This is a genomic window from Bacteroidota bacterium (genome assembly GCA_013696965.1).
Classification (GTDB): domain Bacteria; phylum Bacteroidota; class Bacteroidia; order JACCXN01; family JACCXN01; genus JACCXN01.
The window spans coordinates 64282-80182 of sequence record JACCXN010000055.1 but is presented as its reverse complement, the minus strand read 5'-3'; the positions used below and the strand labels follow the sequence as shown (position 1 = coordinate 80182).

14 protein-coding genes and 2 tRNA genes are annotated in these 15901 nt (G+C 32.6%); 6 read left to right on the top strand and 10 right to left on the bottom strand.

All coding sequences use genetic code 11. From position 1 onward, the window contains the following. The 8 genes from H0V01_08270 to H0V01_08235 form a co-directional block, all read right to left on the bottom strand. Positions 1–186 (bottom strand): transposase (locus H0V01_08270; protein MBA2583360.1); only part of this gene is annotated, 186 nt, incomplete at its 3' end. Positions 187–568: 382 nt separating this feature from the next. Further along, positions 569–856: a hypothetical protein gene (locus H0V01_08265; protein ID MBA2583359.1), complete on the bottom strand. Its 288-nt coding sequence runs from the start codon at positions 854–856 to the stop codon at positions 569–571. Positions 857–866: 10 nt separating this feature from the next. Next, the gene (locus tag H0V01_08260) at positions 867–1088 is read right to left on the bottom strand and encodes a hypothetical protein (GenBank protein ID MBA2583358.1); all 222 of its coding nucleotides are present in this window, start codon (positions 1086–1088) and stop codon (positions 867–869) included. Between the two features lie 148 nt (positions 1089–1236). Then, the gene (locus H0V01_08255; GenBank protein MBA2583357.1) at positions 1237–1524 is read right to left on the bottom strand and encodes a DNA-binding protein; all 288 of its coding nucleotides are present in this window, start codon (positions 1522–1524) and stop codon (positions 1237–1239) included. Positions 1525–2260: 736 nt separating this feature from the next. Then, positions 2261–2345: transfer RNA gene (locus tag H0V01_08250), tRNA-Leu, on the bottom strand. A 35-nt stretch (positions 2346–2380) separates the two neighbouring features. Beyond that, positions 2381–2453 (bottom strand) — tRNA-Gly (locus H0V01_08245). 129 nt (positions 2454–2582) lie between these two features. Beyond that, complete coding sequence (gene mutS, locus H0V01_08240) at positions 2583–5162, bottom strand: DNA mismatch repair protein MutS (protein MBA2583356.1); 2580 nt, start codon at positions 5160–5162, stop codon at positions 2583–2585. Between the two features lie 213 nt (positions 5163–5375). Beyond that, a complete protein-coding gene (locus H0V01_08235; GenBank protein MBA2583355.1) occupies positions 5376–5603 on the bottom strand; it encodes a hypothetical protein in 228 nt (75 codons plus the stop codon). Between the two features lie 333 nt (positions 5604–5936). On the opposite strand from H0V01_08235, the gene H0V01_08230 reads away from it, so the two are divergent. Both H0V01_08230 and H0V01_08225 read left to right on the top strand, forming a co-directional pair. Continuing rightward, the gene (locus H0V01_08230) at positions 5937–6233 is read left to right on the top strand and encodes a diacylglyceryl transferase (GenBank protein ID MBA2583354.1); all 297 of its coding nucleotides are present in this window, start codon (positions 5937–5939) and stop codon (positions 6231–6233) included. Positions 6234–6247: 14 nt separating this feature from the next. After that, complete coding sequence (locus H0V01_08225) at positions 6248–6784, top strand: RNA methyltransferase (protein ID MBA2583353.1); 537 nt, start codon at positions 6248–6250, stop codon at positions 6782–6784. Positions 6785–6934: 150 nt separating this feature from the next. On the opposite strand, the gene H0V01_08220 is transcribed toward H0V01_08225, so the two are convergent. Both H0V01_08220 and folK read right to left on the bottom strand, forming a co-directional pair. After that, the gene (locus H0V01_08220) at positions 6935–8659 is read right to left on the bottom strand and encodes an OmpA family protein (GenBank protein MBA2583352.1); all 1725 of its coding nucleotides are present in this window, start codon (positions 8657–8659) and stop codon (positions 6935–6937) included. A 471-nt stretch (positions 8660–9130) separates the two neighbouring features. Continuing rightward, on the bottom strand, positions 9131–9613 hold the full coding sequence (gene folK / locus H0V01_08215; GenBank protein ID MBA2583351.1) for a 2-amino-4-hydroxy-6-hydroxymethyldihydropteridine diphosphokinase: 483 nt from the start codon (positions 9611–9613) through the stop codon (positions 9131–9133). Positions 9614–9820: 207 nt separating this feature from the next. On the opposite strand from folK, the gene sppA reads away from it, so the two are divergent. From sppA to H0V01_08195, 4 genes are all read left to right on the top strand, one after another. Then, positions 9821–11590: a signal peptide peptidase SppA gene (gene sppA, locus H0V01_08210; GenBank protein ID MBA2583350.1), complete on the top strand. Its 1770-nt coding sequence runs from the start codon at positions 9821–9823 to the stop codon at positions 11588–11590. Positions 11591–11756: 166 nt separating this feature from the next. Then, entirely contained in the window at positions 11757–13400 is a 1644-nt protein-coding gene (locus tag H0V01_08205) for a DNA polymerase/3'-5' exonuclease PolX (GenBank protein MBA2583349.1), read from the top strand. Between the two features lie 38 nt (positions 13401–13438). Beyond that, positions 13439–14950: a GH3 auxin-responsive promoter family protein gene (locus H0V01_08200; GenBank protein ID MBA2583348.1), complete on the top strand. Its 1512-nt coding sequence runs from the start codon at positions 13439–13441 to the stop codon at positions 14948–14950. 140 nt (positions 14951–15090) lie between these two features. Next, positions 15091–15885 carry a hypothetical protein gene (locus H0V01_08195; protein ID MBA2583347.1) on the top strand — a complete coding sequence of 265 codons (795 nt, stop codon included), beginning with the start codon at positions 15091–15093 and terminating at the stop codon, positions 15883–15885. Positions 15886–15901 lie beyond the last annotated feature (16 nt).

Here is a 15901-nt window from a genome sequence, read left to right as displayed (position 1 = left end):
CGCAGGAATGGATACTTCTTTAAACACCGGTCTCTCCTCGCTCTTTCCTTTTTGGGCAAGGTACCTCTTTTGCCAATAGTAATATTTGTGAGGACTAATGTTTTTTTGGCGGATAAAATCTTTCTTTTGTAATCCGCTTTTTAAGCACTCTTCTACCAGGTTTAACATTTTTCTATTTTCGCTCATGATTTGTTTTTTTGGCAAAACTCAGGAAAATGATGGGGTTAGGCAAGATGTAGTTGGCCGGGGGGATACCATTTTTTAATAATTTTATTTTGAATAACTATGTTTAAAATAAAACTTGTGTGGAAAACGCAGGGAAAGCAAGCAAATAAAAAACCGTTATTAACTTCAAAATAGCTAATTACGGTTTTTTTCATTGCGATGAAGGAACTCAATTGTATTTGAACTATTTTTCTTCCAGTTAATCAGTATTTTCTATAATTGTTCTTATAATTAATACACCTTTTTTCGACATTCCTCCTAAACTCCATTAAAATTGACTGTTCAGCGTTTTTCCTTATTTGCGATAATTGACATTTTAATGAATCCGGTGGGGAAACGGAAATCAATTTTCTCTTTTTAAGCAGGCTGCATAACTTTTCTTCCTGTCCATTTTCTGGTAATGAATGTATATTGTTGCAAGTAAGCATATAACTATGGCACCTCCAATAATTAGATCTTTTATAGTATTGTCATTTTTCTTTTGGTCAATTCCAGGTAACATATTTGAAAATACAACCTCAGGAAAATCTGTTGGAACTGGCGCCACTTTTTGAATTGCAGGAGTTATTGACAATGATGGCTCAATGACTGGAAACTGGTCAAATAATGCTGTTGCCGTATATTCTGACATAATATATTTATTATTTTACATGAAATATTTCAAATTCTAAATTTGATGATTGGCGTATCCCTATGTTGCCATATCTAAAAACTTTTTGACCCTCTTTATCTTTCAAATGCAAATATGCTGCCGTAGCATCAAATCCCATTTTTCTCAATTCTTTTTCATTTGTTTTATTGAATCCTCTAGCTATTAGATTCTCCAGTATCAAAATATTTTTTTGCCTTGCTTTTTGCTTCATTACTTCCCAATTATAATTTCTGAGCTTGTTTAAATAAGCAGCCATATTTTTACATTCCAGATCACAAAATTTCTTTTTAGGATTTTTAGATTCTAATGATTAATCGCAGGCAGGATTTTCGCATTTCTTTATTGTCTTTTTCATTGTATTAAAATTTAATCTTGTTGCTATTTAAGTATTCAAGGATGCTCTTCCTGGAATACATAATCTTTCTCCCAAACTGAGTGAATTTAATTGTACTGGTATCCCGTAATTTTTGCCAGGAAGTTTTTGATTTGAATGGAAGTAAGATTTGAGCAACTTCAATAGATATCCAATCAGAATCTTCAGCAGCTTTTTTTTCTGCTAAGGCTTCAGCAACTGCTTGCTTTACGTAGGTTTTAAATTCTATCTTCAGCGCATCAAAAGCTTCAGAGTCAATCACTATCACATCCATTGAAGTAAATTTTGATATATGTTTTTCCGAAGAAGTGAATATTTAGATGAAAAATGGATTGGCTTTGAAACCGCATTATATATACAGAGCATCTTTTTAATAGCCTTGTTATTTTGGAAATTTTCTATCATAAAATCTTCCCAGAAAAGAAAATATAGTTTTAAGGTTGTTTTCTTTTGAGTGCGGACTCCCTCCTTATCAAAATTCAGGATATCCTTCAGAGGATAAAAATTAGAAAAAGTGTAAAAGTGTTTGAAAAAATACATGCCGCTAACCTAGGATAATAATCGACACCGAAATTTTTTTTTAATGCTTTTTTCTTTACACGCTTTTGTAAAGAAAAATAAGTGAATGAAACTATTACCCTTTATTTTTAAAGCTTAAATAGAGAGGAGAGTTTTAACAAGAAGTTAATAACAGGTTTGAAATGTTGGCTATTTGAGGAACAAAAAATAAAAAATGGATCAAACCATAGCATCATTTATGACAATTCTATGCTTTCAGGTGCTCAAGAGTGGTAGGTTTGTATGCAGAAGGCACACTTTAAAGATTCTTTAGAGGTTTATTTCTATTATTCAACCTTAATGGGTCAGAAGTTATTAAGGTGAGTTTATAAACAAGAAGGAGAATGAAAAAAGGTCTATTTGACAAATTTGTTTGACCTATGTTTGACCCGTCAAAAAAACCGATCTTTTTTAAACCAAAAAAGGCAAGCTTAAAAGCTTGCCTTTCAATGTACTCGGAGCGGGACTTGAACCCGCACGACCGCAATGGTCACAGGATTTTAAGTCCTGCGTGTCTACCAATTCCACCATCCAAGCATCTGCAAATTAAATGCAGTTGGTAATAAAAAAAGAGCGAAAGACCGGGTTCGAACCGGCGACCTCGACCTTGGCAAGGTCGCGCTCTACCAACTGAGCTACTTTCGCTTTTCTAATCAAAATTTCAATCCAACCATCAACCTTTGTTGATTTATTTTGGGATGCAAATATAAAACAAAAACGAATATTTTTGCTCGAAATTTTTATTTTTTTTATTATTCTATTCTATAGCTGTAATTACCTGACTAATAATTTTTTAATGTCGTTTAATTTCATTAATGCCTCAACAGGAGTAAGTGTATTAATATCGGTATTTACAATTTCATCCTTAATTTGGGTTAATATAGGATCATCAAGTTGGAAAAAACTCAATTGGAAATTATCATCCACCTTTGCCTTTTTTTCTTTTTTATCTCCTGTGGAGCTATGACTTACTTCGAGCTTTTGTAAAATTTCTGTTGCTCTTTGAATTACCCTTTTTGGCATGCCAGCCATACGGGCAACATGAATTCCAAAACTATGTTCACTACCCCCCTCTACCAGTTTTCTTAAGAAGATTATTTTATTGCTTATTTCTTTTATTGATACATTGAAATTTTTAATCCTGTTAAATATTTCAGCCATGTCATTGAGTTCATGGTAATGTGTGGCAAAAAGTGTTTTTGCTCTTGCTGAAGGGTGCTCATGCAAAAACTCAGCAATGGCCCAGGCTATGGAAATTCCATCATAAGTACTTGTTCCTCTACCAATTTCATCCAGTAAAATTAAACTCCTATCAGAAAGGTTATTTAATATGCTAGCTGTTTCATTCATTTCAACCATAAAGGTCGATTCTCCGGAGGAAATATTATCTGATGCTCCAACCCGTGTAAATATTTTATCCACCAAACCAATTTGGGCAGATTCAGCAGGAACAAAGCTTCCTATTTGAGCAAGCAATGTAATGAGGGCTGTTTGACGCAATAAAGCTGATTTCCCGGACATATTAGGACCAGTGATAATCATGATCTGCTGTTCCTGTGGATCTAAGAGTACATCATTTGGAACATACTCTTCCCCAACTGCTAATTGCTTTTCAATTACAGGATGACGGCCTTTTTTTATATCAATTACAGCAGAATTATTTAAATTGGGCCTAACGTAATTGTTTTTTTTGGCAATCTCAGCAAAGGAAATCAAACAATCAAGTCTTGCAACAAGTGAGGCGTTTAATTGGACTGGAATAATATAATCTGCCAAACTAAGGACCAAATCAGTATATAACCTGGTTTCAATTGCAAGTATTTTTTCTTCCGCACCTAAAATCTTTTCTTCGTATTGTTTAAGTTCTTCTGTAATATACCGCTCTGCATTTACCAATGTTTGTTTTCGAATCCACTCTACAGGAACTTTGTTTTTATGGGAATTCGTAACTTCAAGGTAATATCCAAAAACATTGTTGTAGGAAATTTTAAGAGAAGATATTCCTGTTTTTTCCATTTCCCGTTTTTGAATTTGCAGCAGATAATCCTTTCCTGAATAGGAAATTTTCCTTAGTTCATCCAATTCTTCGTTTACTCCATTTGCAATCACTCCTCCTTTATGTAGCAATACGGGAGGATCGGTAACCAGTTCACGTCCAATTTTTCCCCTTATAAAATTGCAACTGTTGAATTGTTCTGAGAGCTTAACAAGCTGGGCATTATTAGAGGTGGAACACAAATTTTTTATTTCCAATACCGCTTCCAATGATCTTTTTAACTGAACAGTTTCCCTAGGATTAATTCTGGAGGCTGAAACTTTGGAAATAATTCTTTCCAAATCCCCTGTTTGTTGAACCTGGTTACGTATTGAAGCATAAAAATCAGAATGATCAAAAAAATGTTGAACTACCTCCAGTCTTTCTTCAATTGGTTGGAGTTCTTTTAAAGGGAGGGCTAGCCACCGTTTAAGCATGCGAGAGCCCATTGGAGATACTGTATGATCAATAACATCAATAAGTGTTACAGCATCAGGATTAGCTGAAGAAAACAATTCCAGGTTACGGATTGTAAATCTGTCAAGCCAAACAAAATTTGCCTCTTCAATCCTGGTCAATTTAGAAATATGAGCAGTTTGATTGTGATTGGTTGCTGAAAGATAATGCAATGCTGCACCTGCTGCAATTGTACCATTGGTTACATTTTCAACACCAAATCCTTTTAAAGATTTAGTTCCAAAATGTTTTAACAACAATTCTGTTGTATATTCAGGAGCAAAAATCCATTCATCCAAAGTGTAGGTATAGAATCGATCACCAAAATAGTTTTTGAACTGTTTTTGAGCGTTTTTTTGAAAAAGCACCTCACTGGGATTGAAGCTTTGTAATAGTTTATCAAGATATTCAATAGATCCTTGAGCAGTAAAGAACTCTCCGGTAGAAACATCTAAAAATGCAACTCCTACTTGCTTCTCCTGCCCATTAAAGTGAATGCTGGCCAAAAAATTATTGCTCTTGTGGTCTAATACCTTATCATTATAGGAAACCCCAGGGGTAACGAGTTCTGTTACTCCTCTTTTAACAATTGTCTTTGTTAATTTAGGATCTTCCAATTGATCGCAAATTGCAACCCTCTGTCCTGCCCTGACTAATTTTGGCAAATACACATCAAGGGAATGATGAGGAAAACCAGCTAAATCAATGAAGCTTGCAGATCCATTAGCCCTTTTAGTAAGAACAATCCCTAAAATATTTGCAGTTTTTACCGCATCCTCTCCAAATGTCTCATAAAAATCTCCTACCCTAAAAAGCAATAATGCATCAGGATATTTTGCTTTTATGGCATTAAACTGCTTCATAAGAGGAGTTTCAACTGCTATGCTTTTCTTTTCTGTCAATTTAATTTCCTTTTTTGCTAAGGTAAGAAGGATATTTTAATAACCATTTTAATAAAACAGGGTTTATAAATATCAATGGATACTATTCTTTTTATTCTTGTTGTGAATTACTAAAAACAAAAAAACTCCCTAAGGGAGTTTTTTTGTCAAAATAAAAAAATGCTCTACTTAGTATTAAACAGCTTTACATTTACATGTTCCGCCATTCTTATTAATTTCTTCACAATCTTTGTCAATTTCTGCTTTTTCAGCTTTCATAGCCTTGTTGTTTTCATAACATTCTGTATCTGAACCATTATATCCACTAAAAGAAACAGTGCATTCAATACATTTTTTACAAGAAGTAAAAGTTAATCCGGCTACGAATATAGCCACAATAGCAAGCATTTTGGTAGTTTTCATTTTCATAAGATTATTAAAGTTAATTTATATATAAATTTCAAATTTACATTTTATTTTATTTTGAGCAATTATTTTTGCAAAATAATTGCACCTGTTTTTAATTCGAACTGTGATTAACACAGGCATTTAAAAGGAGTAGAATAAAAAAAACTCCGAAAGTCGTATTTAACAAGCCTATTAAAAAAAGATCATGCATTAATTAAAACTAGAATTCAGTATAAATAAAAGCATTAACAATAATATAATATTTACTTCTTTATAGAAAAAGGATTAATCATACTACATTTGTTTTATAGTTTAAAAGAAAAATCCCCGATGGCAGAAAATAAAATCATTACCCGACTAAAAGAAAAATGGGGAATCAATAGCAATTGGCAAGTACTGGTAATTTGTTTTGTTTTTGCTGTTACAGGATCTACTTCAGTAAAATTAGCTGCTCCTGTTTTGGATTTTCTTGGAATCCACAACACACTTAAACCTTTTATTTATTGGCCTTTAAGGATTTTTACAATTTTCCCTATTTATCAGATACTGTTAATTATATTCGGAACACTTTGTGGTCAGTTTGCTTTTTTCTGGAATATTGAAAAGAAAATGTTGGCAAGAATCCTAAGGATAAACATCAAATAAATTAGAATATAGGGATGCAAAAAATAAAATTAACTACTACTGAATTAGAAAGAAAATCACCAGAAGCATTTAAAATTGCAGAAAAAACTCCCTTAATAATTGTCTTAGATAATATAAGAAGTGCTCATAATATAGGTTCAGTTTTTAGAACTGCTGATGCCTTCTTAATTAAAGCAGTATATATTTGTGGTTTTAGCGCATATCCTCCGAACAGAGAAATTGAAAAAACAGCCCTGGGGGCAACAAAAAGCGTAGAATGGAAATACTTCCAGCATACCCTGGAAGCAATAAATCAGTTAAAATCAGAAAAAACTGAAATCTGGGCTGTAGAACAGGTAGACAAAAGCGAATATCTGAATGAATTTTCAATTGAAAAAGAAAAAACATATGCCTTGGTGTTTGGCAATGAAGTAAAAGGAGTTGACCAGCAAATAATAGATCAATGCTTAGGCTGTATTGAAATTCCCCAGTCAGGAACAAAGCATTCATTAAACATTGCTGTTAGCATGGGCATTGTGTTATGGGATTTCTATAGAAAACTTAAGTTGTAAGAAAACCCTACTGCTGTTAAGGCTTAAGACAAATATGAATCATTGCCTATTTTATCTCCCTGGCATATTAACTTTAACCTTATAAAAAGTGTAAATAAAAAAGGGTGCTTTGAAAACAAAGCACCCTTTTAAAGAAAAACTTAATTAATATTAGTTCAAGGCAGAGATAAATTCTGCTGAAGTTTTATATTTTGCGAATTCAAGATCAGTTTTAGCTTTTTCTTTAAGTGAAGCATCTTTACTTACAGCTGCTTTTAAGCTCTTGGCTACCTGTGTGGCATCACCTGCTCTTGCAGCAATAACTGCTCTAAGATAATGACCAATGGCAGAATCTTTATCCGCAGAAGCTTCAACTGCTTTGGCAGCTGCATCATTATTTCCTGCTAATGTATTTGCAAGGGCTGCGTTAAAAGTATTTGTACCACTCATATTTGTTACCGCCATTGAATAATCTCCATTCTTAATGTTGATTATCCCAAGGTTGTATTTTGCATTATTATCTGAAGCTGAAGCCTCTTTGTATAAAGCTTCGGCTTTTTTTCTGTCACCTTGCAAATGAGCAACAACACCAAGATTGTTTTTAATTACTGCATTATTTGCAGATAATTTGTCTGCTTTCTCAAATTGGCCTTTAGCATCATTTAACTTGTTTTGAAGCATCAACACATAACCTGCATTATTAGCGCCTCTCCAATCATTAGGATAAATACGTTCAGCAGTTTTATAAATATTCAATTTAGCATCCATATCATTGGTAAGTGTAGCAGAATAAAGAACTTCTTCTACTGAAAGTGAATCTGGATTTGTGCTTACTAAGCTAGCTATTTTTTCATCAGATCTGCTTTTCTCTTCTGCATTAATTCTGATTTTTGATCTTCTTAATTCAGGAAGTATTTTGTCAGCTATTACAGTATAGGTTTTAGCCATGTTTTTAATTTCCTGTTCTCTTTGTATTGGATCAGAATACATTGTAAGAACACGAAGAATTAAATCTTTGTCCTGAATATCCGATTTTTCAATCGCTTTTTTGAATCCTTCCCAATCCTCAGGAGTAGATGACTTCTTAATAAAATCAGTAGAATTAGCAGCTTGTACTTTATTCTTCTTGAATTCTTTAGAAATATAATTTGCAGTTTCCTCTGCTCTTCTTTCGGACAATCCTGCATTTAAACGCTCTTCTCCATCTGGTGAAGCATAAGAGGATATTTCAATATTGTTAAAAATAAATCCTTTGCTTTGTCCATTTTTAACAAATTCAGCTAAGGACTTCATTTCCGGCTTTGAAAGTTCGGTGGATCTTACCTGTGATTGTTGAATTACGAACTGAATTTGTGCGTCAGCAATTCTTGGAACAGTTTTAGTGAATTTATCAGAACCTAAAGAAGGCTTATCATCATTCATCACTAAAGCAGGTGTAGCGATTACACCATCACCAATTTTTACGGCAGGAAATTCTTTTGATTTTGTCTTTATAGATGCAGTTGATTTTAACATCAACTCTGAAACCCTCATATCAGATGAATATGGAATTTTATCTGTATAAGTTATTGCTCCACCTGAAGCGTTATTAATAACTGTACCTTCACCCTCTGCAGTCTCGCCCTTGTAACTTACCTTTTTAAATTCCTTTTCAGTATCACCATATTTTAATGTTGGTGTTATATTTACCTGTGCTTTTTTAGCAAAGAATTTTGGAGGATATTTTCCATTAATGGTTATGAGAACACTGTCTCCATGCATTTCCAGTGGCTTAGGAGTTACTTCGTAAGTAACCTGATTGGAATTCTTAACCATTTTCCCCAGTCCACCACAACCTGCTAAAACAATTGCAGTTGAAACGGCTGTTATTGCTAATTTTACACTTTTATTTTTCATTTTAATTTGTTTTTCTTTTAATAGTTCTTTTTGAGGGTACAATATTAATCAAACTTTTTATTATATGAAATATTACACCTTAAATTTTATTTAATTTAAATAATTATGAAATTTAGTTACTTTTTAAACAATTCGTAAATAATGATTTAACTTTTTACTTTTAACTCGCAATCCTTGTGATACCGGCAAAATACAAACATCTCAATATTTCTTTTATTGTCTGCTTTTGAATTTTTTTTGCATTTTGTTTAATAAATTCTTACTATAATAATGCGAGTGTACTTTAATTAAAATGGAAACTACAATCCATGATAAAGCAGAAAAAACAAATTAATTGATTGATTTGATCAATAAAGGTTTCAAAAAAAAGAAAAGTAATTTCAGTAAAGATTATCTAAATTAGGAAAATTCATTACTAAAATTAAATTTTTCTTCAATCCTTAATTGTTTTAAAGAATCAAAGATTATTCATTATCTTTTTAGAATTTCTGAATTATCAGTGCAACCTTCCAGCAATTCCAAGTTGGTTTTTTGAAAAATCGGATGAATGAATTCAGGTAGAATTTCAACTAGTGGTATTAAAGTAAATTTTCTTTTATGTAAAAGCGGGTGGGGAATCTTTAAGTTTTCGAGATTCAAAACTTTTTCATTGTAATACAGTATATCAATATCTATTATTCTTGCCATATAGACATGTCCTATTCTTATTCTTCCCATTTCGTGTTCAATTTCAAGAATCGAACTTAAGAGATTTGCCGGACTTTTTGTGGTATTTACAACTATTACCTGATTTAGAAAATCATTTTTATGCTCAAATCCCCATGGCTTTGATTGATAAATTTCAGAAATTTTCTCCACCTTACCTATCCTCTCAACAATCAAAGAGAGTGCTTTGTGAAGTATTTCAAGCGAATCACCCAAATTACTTCCTAATAATAAAACTGCTTTTTCCATTTTTTCATTAAACCCCGCAAAGATAAAAGCATATTAAAGCAAAACCAATGGATTTCCATTTAAACCTGATTTTAGCCTTTTATGTAAATTAAGTATTAACCTAAAACTTAAGCAATAATTTTGAGTTATTAATTAAACCAAAAAAATGTGGAGTTGAACCTTGGAACTTTAACAAGGGATCAAGATCATTTGATAAAAAAAATATACATGAAACAGTTTTTTAAATTTATGTTTGCCTCAATGCTAGGAGTTTTCCTGTCATTATTCCTTATTTTTGTACTTTTTATTGGAGTCCTGGTTGCAGTGGTTTCTTCATCTGAATCAGAAAGTATTGAAGTAAAATCAAATTCACTTTTGCATCTGAAATTTGAAGAAGAAATTATTGAAAGAGGAACGAAAAACCCACTTGAACATTTTGATTTTTCTTCTTTTTCATCACAACCCAAAATAGGCTTAGATGAAATTCTTGAAAACATTAAAAAGGCTGAAACAGATGATAATATTTCAGGTATATTCATTGATGCCAGCTCAATTAAAGGAGGAACTGCCATTGTTGAAGAAATCAGAAACAAATTAATTGATTTCAAAGAATCAGGGAAATACATAATTGCTTACAGTGAATATTATACCCAGTCAGCTTATTACCTTGCCTCTGTTGCTGATGAAATTTATCTAAACCCACAAGGTGCTGTGGATTTTAAAGGCTTAGCAGCCCAATTGTTTTTCTTTAAAAATGCTCTTGAAAAACTTGAAATTGAGCCCCAAATTATAAGGCATGGAAAATTCAAAAGTGCAGTAGAGCCATTTTTATTAAATCAAATGAGTGAATCCAACAGGGAACAAACAACAACCTTCATTGGTTCTATTTGGAAGCATACCTTAAATGGAATTTCTAAAAGCAGGAATATTACTGTTGATGAATTAAACAGGATAGCAAATGAGTTTTTGCTTCAAAAAGCAGAAGATGCTGTTACACATAAACTTGTTGACCAATTGGCATACAGAGATGAGATACTGGAAATATTAAAAACTAAAACAGAGGCTGAAAGCACAAAGAAAATTAACTTCATGCCTATTAAAAAATACATCAAGGCCCCAAATACTATTAAAAAAGAAATCACAAAAGATAAAATAGCAGTAATTTATGCTGTTGGTAATATTGAAAGTGGAGAAGGTGATAATGAAACTATTGGGTCAGAAAGTATTTCCAAAGCTATTAGGGATGCAAGACTTGATGAGAATGTTAAAGCAATCGTTTTAAGAGTTAATTCTCCGGGTGGAAGTGCACTAGCTTCAGAAGTAATGTGGAGAGAGGCCCATTTGGCTAAAAAAGCAAAACCATTTATTGTTTCTATGGGCAATTATGCTGCATCAGGAGGCTATTACATAGCCTGTATGGCCGACACTATTGTTGCTAGCCCAAATACAATTACAGGCTCTATTGGAGTATTCGGTGTTATGTTTAACATGCAAAATTTTATGAATAACAAATTAGGTATTAACATCGATACGGTTAAGACGAATACACACTCCGACCTTGGTGCTTTTTACAGACCTCTTACTACAAATGAAAGAGCAATAATTCAAAAAAGTGTGGAACAGGTCTATGATGTTTTCATCTCAAGAGTTGCCGAAGGAAGAGGAATGACAAAGGAAATGGTTGATAGCATTGGTCAAGGAAGGGTTTGGAGTGGTGTTGATGCTAAAAGAATTGGACTTGTGGATGTATTGGGAGGATTGGAAACGGCAATTGAAATTGCGGCAAATAAAGCCGGTCTTGAGAAATACAGAATAGTTTCAATGCCTGAACAGGAAGACCCATTTACCAAAATCATGTCTCAAATTTCTGGTGAAGCCAAAACATCACTTCTTCAAAGTGAGTTAGGTGAAAACTATAAGTTTTACAAACATGTGAAATCCATTATGAACCAAAAAGGGATTCAGGCAAGAATGGAGTATGAAATAGAGATTTATTAACCTTTTCTAAAACTGATTGCTTTTTATTAAAATGGTAGTCAGTAGATTTAGTTAACTGTATTTTTCCGAAGAAGAGCCAGATCGTTAAGAGATGGCTCTTTTTCTTTTTTATTAATACCAGATACTGTAAATTTGAAATTTATAACTGATTACAAAATTAACAATGCTGACAAACAAAGAAATTTCTAAAACATTTAAACTTACTGCTCAACTCATGGAATTGCATGAGGAGAATTCTTTTAAAATAAAGTCTTATTCCAATGCCGCATTTAAAATTGATCGCTTGCCTAAACAACTCAACGAATACAGTGTTCAGGAAATTTCCAATCTTGAAGGAATAGGAAAAAGTATATCAGCATGTATTTCGCAGTTGCTTTCATTGGGGAATTTCCCTGAATTAAGCCGTATTATTGAAATTACCCCTCCCGGAGTAATCGAAATGCTGGCTATAAAGGGTGTAGGCCCCAAAAAAATAGCCGTAATCTGGAAAACGTTGAATATTGAATCTCCGGGGGAATTGCTCTACGCTTGCAATGAAAACCGTTTAATTGACCTGAAGGGTTTTGGCTTGAAAACTCAATTGATGATCAAACAGGCAATAGAATATAAAATTTCAAACTCGGGAAAGTTTCATTATGCCATGGCTGCAATGTTTGCCAAGCAGCTGGTGGATTTTTTAAAGGAATCTTTAAAAACAGAGCTAATTTCACTTACAGGAGAAATAAGAAGAAAATGTGAAATAGTAACGTGTATTGATGTATTGATTTCTGCTGTAAAGGAGCCAGAAATTTCAGCGTTTAATGACGCCTATAATCCTTCTTCAATTCCAGTTAATTTCATTTTATGCCATGCAGAGGATTTTTATTTGAAATTATTTGAAACTACAGCCTCATCTGATCATATAGCAATTATTCAGAAAAATTCAGCCTGGGAAAATATAGAGAATCAAAAGTATTCCAATGAAAAAGATATTTATTCGAAAATTAATCTGCCATTTATTATTCCAGAATTAAGAGAAGGCAAATTTGAATTTAGTTGGATCAAAGATAACAAAGAGGAAGATTTAATTTCTTATGAAGACCTCAAAGGGGTTTTACATGTACATACAACCTATAGTGATGGAATGCATTCACTTGAGGAAATGGCAGTTCATTGCAAAAAATCAGGGTTTGAATACCTTGGAATTTGCGATCATTCACAATCTGCATTTTATGCAAATGGTTTAAAACCCGATAGAATCCTAGCCCAACAAATGGAAATAGATTTGCTGAACCAAAAACTTTTTCCTTTTAAAATATTTAAAGGTATTGAATCGGATATTTTAAATTCCGGAGAACTGGATTATTCTGAAGAAATCCTTAAAACTTTTGATTTTGTTGTTGCATCTGTCCACAGTAATTTAAAAATGGATGAAGAAAAAGCAACAATGAGATTGTTAAAAGCCATTGAAAATCCTTACACTACTATACTAGGACATATGACAGGAAGACTTTTGCTTTCAAGAGAAGGCTATCCTGTAAATTATGAAAAAATAATTGATGCTTGTGCAGCAAACAATGTGATTATTGAATTAAATGCCCACCCCTACCGCCTGGACATGGACTGGAGAAAAATCCCTTATGCAATAAACAAGGGAGTAAAGATTTCAATAAATCCTGATTCTCATCAAAAAGAATCGTATAATGATATGTATTGGGGTACTTGTGCTGCCAGAAAAGGAGGATTAATAAAAGCAATGACATTTAATACACTATCCATATCAGAAATAGAGAATTATTTTCGTTTAAAGAAAACTAATACTTCCTTTTGATCAAAACAAAAGTTAAATTAGGCTTATGATTTTAAATTATGACTATAATAAATTCAATTGCTTCGTGGATAATTAAAAAACGGATTCATCAAATAGATCTGTTTAGAAAATACCCAATTGAAGTTCAGAATGAACATTTCAAGCAATTAATAGCTTCTGCAAAAAATACTGTTTGGGGTATAAAGCATGATTATAAATCCATAAGCAATGTAAATGATTTTCGCCAGAGAGTCCCTCTTCAGGATTACGAATCTTTAAAGCCATATATTGAACGTGCAATGAAAGGGGAACAAGATTTATTATGGCCAGGGGAAGTAAAATGGTTCGCTAAATCCTCTGGAACTACCAGCGATAAAAGCAAATTTATTCCGGTAACAGAGGAGTCTTTAGAAGAATGCCATTATAAATGTGGCAAGGACATGTTATCAATATATTGCAACAATTTTGAAATTACCCAGATTTTCTCAGGAAAAAGTTTGATGTTGGGTGGCAGTCATCACATAAATGAAATGAATAATGAAACTTACATTGGTGACCTTTCAGCTGTTTTAATACAAAACATGCCTCTTTGGGCACAGTTTTTAAGATCACCTGAACGCTCAATTGCACTTATGGATAATTGGGAAGAGAAAATTGAAAAAATGGCCGATGTTACAATGAAGGAAAACATTACCAACATTGCAGGGGTGCCTTCATGGACATTAGTTTTACTTAAAAGAGTACTGGAGAAATCGGGAAAACAAAACCTTCTTGAAGTGTGGCCTAACCTGGAACTGTTTATGCATGGTGGTGTAAGTTTTAGTCCTTACAAGGCACAATTTCAAAAATTAATTCCTTCTCCAAAAATGAATTACCTGGAAACATACAATGCTTCTGAAGGTTTTTTTGGAATTAGTGACATTCCTGGTTCTGATGAAATTTTACTCATGCTCGATTATGGAATTTTTTATGAATTTATTCCAATGGAGGAATTTGGCCAAAAAAATCCTCAGGCAATTACCTTAGAGAATGTAAAAACAAATGAAAACTATGCCCTTGTAATTTCTACAAATGCAGGACTATGGAGATATATAATTGGGGATACAATTAAATTTACATCTTTAAATCCTTTTAGGATTAAAATCACTGGAAGGACCAAGCATTTCATAAATGCTTTTGGCGAAGAATTAATGATTGAAAATGCTGAAAAAGCACTAAGCATTGCTTGTGAAAAAACCAAGGCTCAAATTAAGGATTATACTGCAGGACCAATATTTATGGATGAAGACAATACAGGTGGACATCAATGGTTAATTGAATTTGAAAAAGAACCTGAAAATCTTGAAAAATTCACTACTTATCTTGACAATGCTCTTAAAACTGTTAATTCTGATTATGAAGCCAAGAGATTCAATGATTTCGTGCTTAAAATGCCACTTGTGAATATAATGAAGGAAAATACTTTTTATGAATGGCTTAAAAGCAAAGGCAAACTAGGTGGACAAAACAAAGTTCCAAGACTTGCCAATGACAGAAAATTTATTGAAGAAATTTTAAGCCTAAGAATTTAAAAGAAACCATGAAAATTTAAAAACAGAGATGAAAAAGCAGGAGCTATTTTTTTGTTTAAATGAATTAATTAAAGCCACCTGAAATCAATAAAATCATGAATAAACAAACCCATTTTTAACTGAATTTCGACCATAAACCAATGCCAAAGCTCTTGATTTTTTATTTTATGCTTCTTCCAATTCTTTTGGATTTAAATCCTTCTAATTTTAAAGAAATTAGCAGGATAGAGATAAAAGCTAATAGTATTACAACAGATAATGTTGGTAATGTATATTTATTGAAAGGCGATGAGTTAAGAAAGTATGATAAAAATGGTGTTTTCCTGAATAATTTCAGCGATAAATCTCTTGGTAAAATCACATCCGTAGATGCCACAAATTTTTTAAAACTATTGATTTTCTATGCTGATTTTTCAAAAATTGCTTTTCTCGACAATATGCTCACCCCTACCCGCTCACCAGTTCAATTGCAAAACTTAAATCTGGATCAGGCCATGATTGTTGCATCCTCCCATAACAATGGAATTTGGGCCTACGAACAAGTGTCTTTCCAGGCCATTCGGCTTGACCAGAATTTAAAGGTAACCCATCAAACCGGAAATCTAATGCAATTGTTAAACATGAGTATAAAGCCTAATTTCATTTTGGAAAACAACAACATGCTTTATATTAATAATCCTTCAACCGGAATACTCGTTTTTGATATATTTGGAACTTATTTTAAAACAATACCAATTAAAGAGCTTGAAAGTTTTCAGATAATTGAGAACAAAGTCTTTTATTTCCAGAATAAAGAATTCATTAGCTATGATTTAAAAACTCTTGAAGAATCAAGAGTGGAATATACAAATCAAACACCCTTGCAAGTAAGGTTTGAGAAAAAAAGGATATATGTTTTATTTCCGGAAAATCTTACTATTTATTCTGTTGAATAAACCTTTAAACCTAATT